Annotated in this window: 5 protein-coding genes and 1 pseudogene; 3 read left to right on the top strand and 3 right to left on the bottom strand. The window is 39.2% G+C overall.

Translation table 11 applies throughout. From position 1 onward, the window contains the following. Positions 1-326 precede the first annotated feature (326 nt). The 3 genes and pseudogenes from I6F54_RS20240 to I6F54_RS02610 form a co-directional block, all read left to right on the top strand. Positions 327-671: pseudogene (locus I6F54_RS20240) on the top strand (substrate-binding domain-containing protein); the annotation flags it as partial. A 318-nt stretch (positions 672-989) separates the two neighbouring features. Then, entirely contained in the window at positions 990-4,175 is a 3,186-nt protein-coding gene (locus I6F54_RS02615; RefSeq protein ID WP_197139515.1) for a TonB-dependent receptor, read from the top strand. A 73-nt stretch (positions 4,176-4,248) separates the two neighbouring features. Beyond that, positions 4,249-6,156, top strand: coding sequence for an alpha/beta hydrolase family protein (locus I6F54_RS02610; protein WP_165741319.1), 1,908 nt, complete (start codon positions 4,249-4,251; stop codon positions 6,154-6,156). 338 nt (positions 6,157-6,494) lie between these two features. Here the strand turns inward: I6F54_RS02610 and I6F54_RS02605 are convergent, their stop codons facing one another. The 3 genes from I6F54_RS02605 to I6F54_RS02595 are packed head-to-tail and all read right to left on the bottom strand — an operon-like array spanning position 6,495 to position 12,271. After that, on the bottom strand, positions 6,495-8,903 hold the full coding sequence (locus tag I6F54_RS02605; RefSeq protein WP_197139514.1) for a glucan 1,4-alpha-glucosidase: 2,409 nt from the start codon (positions 8,901-8,903) through the stop codon (positions 6,495-6,497). Between the two features lie 10 nt (positions 8,904-8,913). Continuing rightward, positions 8,914-10,419, bottom strand: a complete 1,506-nt coding sequence (locus tag I6F54_RS02600; protein WP_197139513.1) for an MFS transporter — start codon at positions 10,417-10,419, stop codon at positions 8,914-8,916. Then, a complete protein-coding gene (locus tag I6F54_RS02595) occupies positions 10,412-12,271 on the bottom strand; it encodes an alpha-amylase family glycosyl hydrolase (protein ID WP_197139512.1) in 1,860 nt (619 codons plus the stop codon). Before I6F54_RS02595 ends, I6F54_RS02600 begins: the two co-directional genes overlap by 8 nt. Between the last annotated feature and the right edge of the window lie 84 nt (positions 12,272-12,355).

The following is a 12,355-nucleotide window of genomic DNA, read 5'->3' as shown; positions in this document are numbered from 1 at the left end:
AACCCTATACCGTTGCAAAAAACGGAATTTAATTTAGAAAAAAAAACGCCTAATTAAAATCTTTTTTTATGTCATATAATTTCTAAATCATTACTTAAATGACTCGAAAACCACCAAATAATGATCCCAACCCGTTTACCACGGAGTAAACGTACCTGCTTAATATATTTTGCATGTATCCAAACTTTAGGTGTAGCTGAGTTTGTGTCCTCACCCAACTTATAACCTGCTTTATTTACACCTATACATCCCACGCTTATTTTGGTAAAAAAATGCCGCTATTAGCAAATTACCCTAACTCTTTTACATAACTATTTTTAATATCAGCTTGTTTTACATCATTTAGCGCATTACTTGCTAATAACGTTAAAATAAGAGAGCGAAAAATGGCTAATACTATACCCACTGAATAATTGAGGTATCACGCCGTTCACTTATCGCTAATAATATTAAATTTAACGCCTTATTTGCTGCAAGCGACTTAATTGCTATTGGCGCTATACGTGCACTTAAAGAAGCTAATATTAACGTACCAAAATTTGTTGCATCGGCTTTGTTATTACAGTCATTGCAAATTACGTAAACTCACAACTAACTACAATAGATCGAAACACCACTGTTGCTGGGCAAATGTAGTAGAGAACTTATTAAAATTGATATGTGGTGAATAAGTACAAAGTGCCCTATTAAATCCTATTCTCACTTCTAGAAGGTCAAGCTGAGCCTTCTTAATTAAGCAAATACTGATTACATCTGTTCACATTCATTTACAAACAATAAAATCATATAATAAACAATATATTAAAAAAAACACCACCCAAAAAACTATACTTTTTCATCAAAAAAACATCAATTACACATTCCTTAGCAACAGCAATTTGTTAACTGCATTTACTATTTTGTTTCTATAATGTAAATTTATTGTACCGATATGATCTTGATCTGTAACTTTATAGCCTAAATAACAACAATATCTCAGGGATTTACATATGTTTAAAACTAAAGCTCTATCAAATGCAATAAGATACTCTTTATTGCTAGGCTCTGTAGCCTTAGCGCCTAACGCGCTAGCTCAAGAAAATGACTTGAATTCAGACGTAGAATTAGAAGAAGAAGCACCTGAACGAATAGTTGTAACAGGCTCACGTATAAGAAAAGCTGAATTTTCAAATGCATCACCAATTCAAATTATCAATGGCGACTTATCTCGTGAAATGGGTTTATTTGATGCAGGCTCAATGCTTCAATCGACCAGCCAAGCGGCTGGTGCTCAAATAGATAATACATTTGGTGGTTTTGTACTAGATAACGGTCCGGGCGCTGCAACAATCGGATTTCGTGGTTTAGGTGCTGAACGAACTCTTGTACTTATTAATGGCCGAAGAATGGCTCCTGCTGGCGTTGGTGGTGCACCAACATCCCCTGATTTGAACTTAATACCTGGCGTAATGATTGAGCGTGTAGAGAATTTATTTGATGGCGCATCAACCGTTTATGGTTCTGATGCGGTAGCGGGTGTAGCTAACGTAATATTAAAAAAAGATGTTGAAGGTTTTATTTTTGATGCATCTTATCGTCAACCTAAAGGTGAAGGCGGTGAAGAAACTGTACTTTCGGGTATGTGGGGCAAAACCATGGATAATGGTTTTATCACTATAGGCGTTGAATATTCAGAACAAAAATCTCAATCTTTATCTGGTAACCCTTTTGTTAAAGGGTGTGAAGAGCGTATTTGGGAAGCTGAAGATGGCAGTATCGTAACGAGAAACAGTGGCTATGGTCCTGTGGCGAGTGGTGAAGATTCATGTGATATTTTCCCTCTAACAAATCGTATTAGCGTACCTTCTTTCTTTGGTAGTGTTTATTACACTCCTAATTTTACAAACACTGGTATTCCAAACTTTAGCGAATCAACTGTACCATCAAGTCTTGAAGGATTTTTACCTTCATGGGTAGCTGGCGATTTCGATGGCGATGGTATTAATGATGGTGTATTTGTTGATGGTAACGGAGATGGTTTCCGTGACGTTGATTTCCAAGACCCTCTATACGCTTTCCAACAATCTGATTACTACAAAAGTGGTGATTACAGAAGTAAAAATGAACGTATTTCACTAATGCTTAATGGTGAATACAACTTCCAAGACGATAACGACACAACTTTCTACTATGAAGGTTTATACGCTAGTCGTAAATCTCCAATTTTTAGCCCTGGTGCACAAATATTTCAACAAGTAGCGGCATCAAACCCATATAACCCTTGTGGTACAAACGGTATTGACTGTTTTGGCGTGTTAGGTGTGGGCCCTGGTGGACCTGAGGCCGTTCAGCCAATCATCAATATCCGTGGTGACCGTGATCAAACTGAGGTTGAAGTATCACAATATCGTTTAGTTACCGGTGTTACTGGTAATCTAGGTATGTTCGAAAACATTGGTTTAGACAATTGGTACTACGACGCGTCTGTATCGTACAGCGCATCTAAAGGTACTGACCACCGTGTTGGTATTGATGAAGAACGCTTAATTAACTCATTAGAAACCGCTGTTCTTAATGATGATGGTACTGTTACCTGTGGTACCGGTTCTGATGGATGTGTTCCTGTTAATTTATTTGCAGACAGTATTTACCAAGAAGGTGGCGGTACGCTTTCACCTGAAGAAGCGGCCTATTTATTTATTGACCGCGACATCGAAACTAAAGTAAACCAGTTTGTTTTTAATGCATTCATGGGTGGTGACTTCTTCGCACTACCATGGAATAACGAAACTGTTGCAGGTATCGTTGGTATTGAATATCGTCGTGATGAGATTGAATCAAATCCTAATGCAGCAGCATCACAAGGCTTACTATGGGGCTACTTTGCTGACCAAGGCGCTGATGGTTCTCGTAATCTAAAAGAAATATTTACAGAAGTTGACTTCCCTTTACTTAAAGGAGTTAAAGGTGCTGAAGAACTTACATTTACAGCTTCTGGCCGTGTTTCTGAGGAATCTTTCTACGATGCTGAATCAACTTATAGTCTTAAAACTATCTACCGTCCTGTTGATTGGTTTACTCTTCGTGCTACAAAAGGTACTTCTTATAGAGCGCCAAACTTACGTGAACGTTTCTTAAACGGTACGTCTGGTTTTAATACAGTTGCCGATCCATGTGTTGTTCCGGAAGATGCTCGTAATATTGACCCATTGAACCCAGGTTCAGCAGCTACATATAATGCAGCTGAAGAAACACGCGATACAGCGGTATTAAACGCTTGTCAAGCATCAGGTATTGATCCAACTACTCTTGGTTTAGGTCAAGGTGGGACTGATTCATATACTGGAACTTATAGCGCTGAGATTGAAACTGGCGGTACAACTGAGCTTAGTGCTGAAACATCAGTGGCTAAAACATACGGTTTTATCTTTGAACAACCGTTCACTGATGCATTTGATTTAACAATGTCATTAACTCGTTTTGATATTGAAGTAACAAATAGTATTGCAGAGCCAAGTGCTTTCTACAGTATTGGTCAGTGTTATTCTGCTGATGGTAATGATGCTTTTTGTAGCCGTATCGGCCGTGACGAAAATGGTCAAATTGATTTAGTTGATGCTAGCTTTATCAATATTGGTTTAATCTCTTCTAAAGGTTTTGATTACAATATCTACTTTGAAACAGATACGGTAATTGCAGAAGAAAACTTAGGTATTACACTAGACCTTCAAGCCACGCGCATGACAGAGCAAGTTTTTGATGTACTTGGTACTATTGATGACAATATGGGTGAGCCAGATTCACCAGAATGGCGCGGTACAGCACGCTTACAACTTAAATATTCTGATTTTAGGTTTAACTGGGAAACACGTTTCATCGGTAAAGGTCGTGAAGATGAAGATGATTTAGGTGAATTCGAAGAAGGTACTGCAGGTTGTCGTGGTTTAACTGACGCAAATGGTGCTCCACTTAAATGTCGCCCTGTTGGTTTCACTGATGACTACTTTGTACATAACATCGGTATGACTTGGTCTAACGATGCTTATAAAGTGAACTTTGGTGTACGTAACGTATTTAATGAAGCTCCACCAAAAGTAGACCCAAATGGTTCTTTCTCAAATACTAACATCCCTCTAGGTGTTGGTTATGATACTTCAGGACGTAGCCCATACATCAGTTTTACAGCTTCTTTTTAATTAGAATTGGCTGAGTATATATTCAATCCAGATGGCCTAAAATTTTAGGCCATTTTTTTTGAGGGAATAAAAAATGAAACTTAAAAAAAGAATGTTAGTAGGATTTACCTTACTAAGCCTATCTTCTTTCGCTAATAGCGAAACTGAAGATGCGACACAAGTGAGCAGTATCGATGCTTTCTCAATGTCATCTGCTATTCGTAGTGTTGTAGCATCACCTGATGGTAAGAAGCTTGCTATTTTAAGAGCGACTACCAAAAATGGTGACTATATAATTGAGATAAGAGATCCAAATAACCTAGAAGCAGACCCCGTAAGGTTGGGCGCTGATAAAATGCTGATATCTTCCATCGTATGGTTAAACGATGAAAAAATAGGCGTTATGTTTAGACAAATACTAGAAGATGGAAGTCGCAAATACTGGGTTAATAAGTTTGCAATAACTGATGCAGATGGTAAAGGCGACTGGTTATTACCATTTAAGAAAAAGCGAAATGTTCAATTTAATATAATAAATATACTTCCAGACAAAAAAGATGAAGTACTTGTAGAAGTTGATATTAATAATAACTACATTCCAGATGTAGTGAGATTTAATATTAACACTGGACGAAGCGTTACTGTAATGCGCGGAAATGAAAAAGTATCAGGCTCGTTTGTTTCTGACTACGATGGTGAAATAAGAATAGCCCAAGGTTGGAATAAATCTGATAACGCAATCGATTATTATGCCCGAGATAAAGGCAATGATGATTGGAAAGTAATTAAGCAAGTTAGTCCTAAAAAGCGTGAAAACTTTGAGATATTAGGATTTGCAAAAGGTAATCCTAACGAAGTTTATGTTAACGCCAACTTAGGCGAAAATACGACTGGCATTTATATTTACAATATTAAAACAGGTCAGTATTCTGAACGTCAATTTGGTCTTAAATCTGTAGATACAGACGGTGTTATACTTGATACCGACGGCACTTTACAAGGCTTTCGCTATACAACCAAGCAGCCTAAGTTTTATTTCACAGACCCAAACCTTCAAGCACTTAACGAATCTGTTGCTTCTTTATTTAAAGATAAGTTTGTACAAATCATTAGTAGCTCTGATAACGATAACGTATTAGTGGTGAGAGTATCTGCTGACGATAACCCAGGCAGCTATTACATTGTTACTAATAAGCAGAAGCTGACTAAAATTGGTGACCGACTTCCGTTTATTGATAAAAGTAAATTAGGATCCGTTAAATATATCTCTTATAAAGCAAGAGATGGACGCAAAATAAAAGCGTATGTAACCATCCCTGCGACTAAAGGTCCTTACCCTGCGATAGTACTTCCTCACGGTGGTCCTTGGGTGCGTGACTCTGTTGTATTTGATGACTGGGCGCAGTTACTTGCCTATCATGGTTACGTAGTTATTCAACCAAACTATCGTGGATCTACGGGGTACGGTCTGGAGCATTGGATAGCCGGTGATAATAACTGGGGCTTGAAAAAACAAGATGATTTAGACGACGCGGCACAATATTTAATAGATAAAGGCTTAGCAACAAAAGATAAGCTTGCTTTATTTGGTTGGAGTTATGGCGGTTATGCTGCATTTGCTGCATCTATGCGTGAAAACAACATATATAAATGTGTTGTTGCCGGTGCAGGGGTAAGTGATTTAAGCCGTATTAATGCAACTCTTAACGAAAATCGCTTTTTAAGTATTTTACAACGCCCTACGATTACAGGTGTCTCTCCTGTAGAGCAAGTAGATAAAGTAAATATTCCTATACTAGTTGTGCATGGTGATATCGACAGTCGTGTTCCAGTAAAACACAGTAGAGACTTCGTATCTGAGCTTGAGAAGTACAAAAAAGACTTTAAATATATTGAGCTTGAAGATGCTGATCACTTTTCTGATACGCTTTTCTACGATCATAAAAAAGAATTTTATACCGAGTTGTTATCATGGTTTGATAATAAGTGTGGTCTCAAATAATGTAACTAAAAAGTGACACTCATTTTATTTGAAGAGCATTCTTTTGTTTTAATATTAAGTGAGTACATAACAAAAAGGCTTCTAAATTTATTTAGAAGCCTTTTTTAATAACTACAGCATTTTATACCAATCCGCAATAATACTTAATCATTTAGCGGGGCTAAACGTGTCGCTAACTGCGTTAAAAAATTCTCATTTACGACTGCATGGATGCAGAAGGTAGAGCAATGCAGGAGCAATTGCCGAGAACAACTAAATAGCGAATTTTTTGCCTAGCTAACAACACGTTTTTCCTGCCTCAAAATAGCTCACTTAATTAAGCGAATTGGTATTATATATTAGTCTTTAAGCGATTCGGCAACCACAGGGTAATAATCCCAAACTTGTTTATCACTGAGTGAGCGTACAAGCTTGATGTATTCTGCGTGTGTCCAAGCTAGAGGTGTTGCTGAGTTTGTGCCCTCGCCTAATTCATAACCTGCTTTATTTACGCCAACGCCATCCCATACTTGCTCAGGTAGCATCATGCCGCTATTAGCAAATTGCTCTAGCCCTTTTACGTAACTATTTTTAATGTCCGCTTGTTTTGCATCATCTAGCGTATTATTTGCATTTGCAGCGGCTATTTCATAATGCCCGCGCTCACCTGTAAAAAATGGCCATACACGGCCACGTTGCCCTGGTGTGTTGCTGCCGCTTTCGGCGTAATTAGTACCGGTGGTTTCATCTTCGCCGTAACCGTCGTTACCATAACGGCGATAGCCTGCAAATGTGCCGCTACCATCGGTAAAGTTAAAGCTGTATTTAACTTGTAGATTATCTTCAAGTGTTTCGTCGTCATACTCTGGTAGCGTTTTAATGATGCTTGAATCGTTAGCGCTTCTTACTCCATAGCGAACTAATTCTAAAAACCCACCATCTAAAATCTGCTTTTTGTTAAAACCTTCACGGCCATTGTTGGTGTTAATTTTAGTATTAGAGTTAGCGTTGGTATCTTGACCTATACGAATAAAATACTCGCCATCGGTGCTATCACCTTCTAAATTACCTTGGGTGGTAAACATTTGCGACTCTATATCACTGTTATATTTTTTAGCCGTTGCTAAATAACGTTCTGCATTTTGAGTATCACCACTGAGTGTTGCTATGTCACTGGCTGTTATAAGACCAGCAACAACGGCAGCCGTTGTAGAGGGAGAATAACCACTTTGCTCTTCCCAGCGCTCTTGCTGTGTTGCAGGTGGAGTGATTTGCGTATCGTTCCATAAAATTTTAGCTCTTCCGCCATCGACTAAAAAATCAGCTGCCGGTTTTAGCATGCGTGCGTACCAATCTTTAAGCTCGGTATCGCTTAGTACGTTTGCTTGATGTAACTTCCACGCGAGCATAATAGGCATAGCCGTTTGATCTAGCTGTACCCCTACCCATTCAAGTTCACCGTCTACATGTGTTTTTTGTAAAAACCAGCCAGTGTCGCCATTGCTACCGGGGGTTTTACTGTTAACTTGTACTTTTTCAAGGTATTCAAATGCTGTTTTAGCTGTAGCAGTATCACCCAAAGCCATAAACGCCATCGCTACTTGATAAAAATCACGAACCCATACCGCTTTATAACCCGTTGACCCTTCTTTGGCCGAAACTGTTTCACCCCAAGGGTTAGAAAGCGAGGCGATAAGCGCGCCCGCATTGGTTTTATCTTCTTGCGCTTTTAGCACCATTGTACTGGTATAAAGTAGCTTTCCGTTATCGGCGGTTTGCTTAACCATTTCATTTAATGGCTCAAGGCTTTGTAGATAATCTTCCCATCCTAGCGCTTCACCTTTACCGTTGTAGGCATCGAGCACATTTTGATAACCTTTAGATAAGCTCTGCGCACCTTGTTGCTGGCTTTGTATCTGGGTTTTACCAAAGCTTAGTGCTAAATCAAATGTGGTATTACTACTTATATTGCCAAGCTCTGCAAGCATACTGACATTGCCCGATTCACTCCCTGTGTTTGAATATTGTTTGCTTAGTGTGTGTTGTTTTTTAAGTGAGGTGATGCCATCGCTCACACCTGTAAAGCCTACGCTTTTCATTTTGAATGGCGTAGATGATTGCAGTGTTAAAAAGTTATCGCCTTCCCAAGCAACTAAGCCTTGCTCAGTGGTTTTTGCAAAATCACCTAAGCCGTTGTTGTTTATATAAGGGTTAACAGCAACATACGCTTTTACACCTTTAAGTGATGTATTAAAAATACTGCGTACAAACAATGTTTGTCCGTCAGGGTCGGTGAATATGTGTTTTTCGAAGGTAAAACGCCCTTGCTTATCTGTACTTGTTACTTTGTAAGCAAGCGAGAGCGGTCTGCCTTTATCGTCTTTATGTAAGTAATCAATGGTAACGTCTAAATCGTCTGCTTCAGTAACTGTAAAATCTTTACCGGTTACTACAAACTGCATATCTTTAATTTGCGCTTGGTGAATGAGTCCAAACATAGTTTCGGTGATCATACCTTTAGCAATTGAAAACCAGACCTTTGATACTTCACCTGTCGCAGCGTTGTTATTATATTGACCGTTTTGGTATTGCTCAAAGGAAGTACCAATTCCGGTTTTACCTGCATAAGCCCAAAATGGTTCAGCGCCTGGTGCGCCTGGAGCTGATGCAATCGTAGCATCAATATTTTCATTATTCGTATTTTGCACGCCACAGGCCGTTAAACCCAAAGTTAAAAGAGAAGCGGTAATAAGGTTATATTTTTTCATTGTGTGACCCTTAGTTTGAATTTTTAACGCGCATAACAGCAATCGCAGCAACAACAAATGATGCGGCACCAATTAATAATGCGTAAATAGGCTGGTTAGAAAATACGTGGCGTAAAATAAGCCCTAAAATACTGGCAGCTAATAACTGTGGAATGACGATGAAGAAATTAAATATCCCCATATAAACGCCCATTTTACTACTCGGTAGTGCATTACTTAGCATGGCGTAAGGAAGCGACAAAATAGACGCCCATGCAAAGCCAACGCCTATCATTGGAATAAGAAGCATTTTTGGATCTGTTATAAACATAAAGCTCGCAAGGCCTAATGCGCCTAGTAGTAAGTTAAAGCAATGTGCGCCTTTTAAGCCCATTTTTTTAACTAAAAGCGGAATACACATTGCAGCAATGGCCGCAAAACCATTGTAAGCGGCAAATAAAATACCGACCCAGTCGGCACCATCGTTGAATGCTTTACTGGTTGCATCGCTGCTACCATAATGAAAGCTTGTTACTGCGGCTGTGGTGTATATCCACATAGCAAATAACGTAAACCAGCTAAAAAACTGTACCCACGCTAGCTGCTTCATTGCCTCTGGCATAGTAAATACATCTTGTACTACTTGATAAAAGCCGCCTTGTGTTTTATTTGCGCCCTTTAAAGCACCCGCTATCCACTGCACAATACCAAACGCTAATAAACCACCAGCAAGTAAATACAGTTCTTTTTCTAGCGCTAAACCCATAACTAAAGCAAGTGTTGCTAAACCTAGCACCACAAAAATAATGGCACCTTTATTGAAGTTGATATCTACTAATGCGGTGTTAGTCGGTTTGGTAGTTTGGTTTTCAAACTCAGCAAGCTGTTCAGGGCTATATTCTTTAGTGCGTGCTACAGTCCAAATAACGGCAGTAAGTAATACAACCCCACCCCAATAAAATGAATATTTAACAGATTCAGGTATTTCCCCTGCAGCAGCGGTATTACTAACATCAAACCAATTAGTCATCATCCATGGTAATGCTGAGGCCAGTACAGCACCAATACCAATAAAAAAGCTTTGTAAGCCGTAGCCTGTAGCACGTTGTTTTTCTGGCAGGTTATCGCCTACAAGTGCTCTAAAAGGTTCCATAGTGACATTGATTGAGGCATCCATAATCCATAACATACCTGCAGCAATCCAAAGGGTTGGTGAATGCGGCATGATAAAGAGTGAGATAGTAGTAAGTACCGCTCCTATGAAAAAGAATGGACGACGACGACCAAAACGCCCCCATGTTTTATCACTCCAATAACCAATTATTGGTTGCACTATTAAGCCCGTTAGCGGTGCTGCAACCCATAAAATAGGAATATCATCCACTTGTGCGCCTAGGGTTTGAAAAATACGGCTCACATTGCCGTTTTGTAGTGCAAAACCAAATTGAATACCCAAAAAGCCAAAGCACATATTCCATATTTGCCAAAAACTTAGATTTGGTTTGTTGCTGTCATAATTATTATTTTGATTATTCATGATTAGCCTTATTAGTTAAAACTGCGCTACTAAATGCATCTAGCGAAAGCATAAGCTTTGTAACTTCTTTGTCAGTGATGATCTTTACCGTGTTTTGTTCAAGTAAGTCGTGTAGCGGTTTATTTCGCTCAAAGGTATTAGCTTGCTCTGGTGTTAAATTAATTAATACCGTTTGTGGCTCCTCACTAAAATTACTAAAAACATAAATAGATTGCTGTCCCAGCGAGCGTACAAAACCAACAACGCGTTCGCTATTGCTAAGTGAAAGCTCTGACATGGTTCCACCTACAACAGCGGGCAAACTATTGAGAGCCATTATTGATTTATAATAATCACGAAGTGATGCTTGCTCGCTCGATAAGTTAGCGCCGTCGAATTTGCCGTTGTTCATCCATGCTTGATGCGCTGGTACACCAATGTAGTCAAAAATACTGGTGCGGGTAGATGTGCCAAAACCTGCGTTTTCAGATCCGTCCTCCCCCACATCTTGGGCAAAATATAATAAAGTAGGTGCGCGACTCATTAAGCTAGAAACGACCATTGCTGGTTTCCCCCAGCGTGCATCACCTGCAAAATCAGGGCTCGCAATGCGTTGTTCGTCGTGATTTTCTAAAAAGTGCAGCATGTGCGATTCAATATCGTTAACGTGGCTTTGGGCTGCAAAAATAGTATTAGCAGCTTGCTTACCCTGCATAATGGCTTTTAATGTGTCGTAAAAGCCGACTTTGTCATACAAGTAATCCATTTTTCCTTGCTGAATATACGCTCTGTACATTTGTGGGTTGTAAACTTCAGCCAATAAAAACGCATCGGGCTTTTGCATTTTTATTGATGAATTTAAAAAGCTCCAAAATTCAACCGGCACCATTTCGGCCATATCGTACCTAAAGCCATCTACGCCTTTATCAAGCCAGTACAAAGTGATGTCTCTAAATTTATACCAACTATTAGGAAGCTCTTTATTTTGCCAAAACGCATAATGAGCGCGATAATCTTGGTTTTCTAACTCTTTAGGTAATACAGGAAAGTCATAGCTGCCATCAGGCTTAACGCCATAATTCACTCTTACGGTTTCGTACCAATCGTTAATATCTGGCTTGGGTGCACGCGCACCATTACCCGTCCATTTTGCTGGCGTTTCATCAAAAAAAACGTCAGCTAAAGGGTGAGTATTACCCCCTAAAACTGTATAGCTTTGTGATGTTGGAACCTGAAAAGACTGGCCTGGTACATAATAAAAGTTATTATTTTTATCGTACTCTTTGCTGGTGTCGTCTTGTTCACCAAAGTCTTTTATTCCTTTGGGTTTTGCTACTGATTTATAATTACGAGCCACATGGTTAGGTACAATATCTATAACCACTTTCATGCCATGCTCATGAGTACGCTCAATCAGATCACTAAACTCACCCATTCTATTGGTCACATTTATGGCTAAATCTGGATTTACGTCGTAGTAATCTTTTATTGCATAAGGTGAACCTGCACGGCCTTTAACTACATCAGGGTCGTCTTGCGTAACCCCATACTGTGTATAATCGCCCACTAGCGCATGATGTAAAACACCGGTATACCAAACATGGGTTGTCCCCAATTCTTTAATACCTTTAAGTGCAGCATCGTTAAAATCGGCAAATTTACCTACACCATTTTGCTCTTTTGTACCCCAGGGCACATTCGCGGTCTGTGTGTTGCCAAATAAGCGTGTAAATACTTGGTATACAACAGGCTTTGTTAACTCATTTTGCGCCTGTTTAGGCGCTTGCTGTTGTTCGGTTTCATTATTGTCTGAGCATGCACTTGTTATAAGTGCGCTGCACAGTAATGTGGGTACATAAACTGATTTTTTCATTGTGTGTCTTTTTGTCAGTAGTGTTATAGCTTTATACTAAAGATATCTGCAGCAAGCATACAGTTGCTGCATACGTATTCACTT

Origin of the sequence: Pseudoalteromonas sp. SWXJZ10B, from assembly GCF_015864475.1 — a bacterium.
GTDB lineage: Bacteria > Pseudomonadota > Gammaproteobacteria > Enterobacterales > Alteromonadaceae > Pseudoalteromonas > Pseudoalteromonas arctica.
Note: the sequence above shows the minus strand (reverse complement) of the source record. Positions and strands in the feature narration are given on the sequence as shown.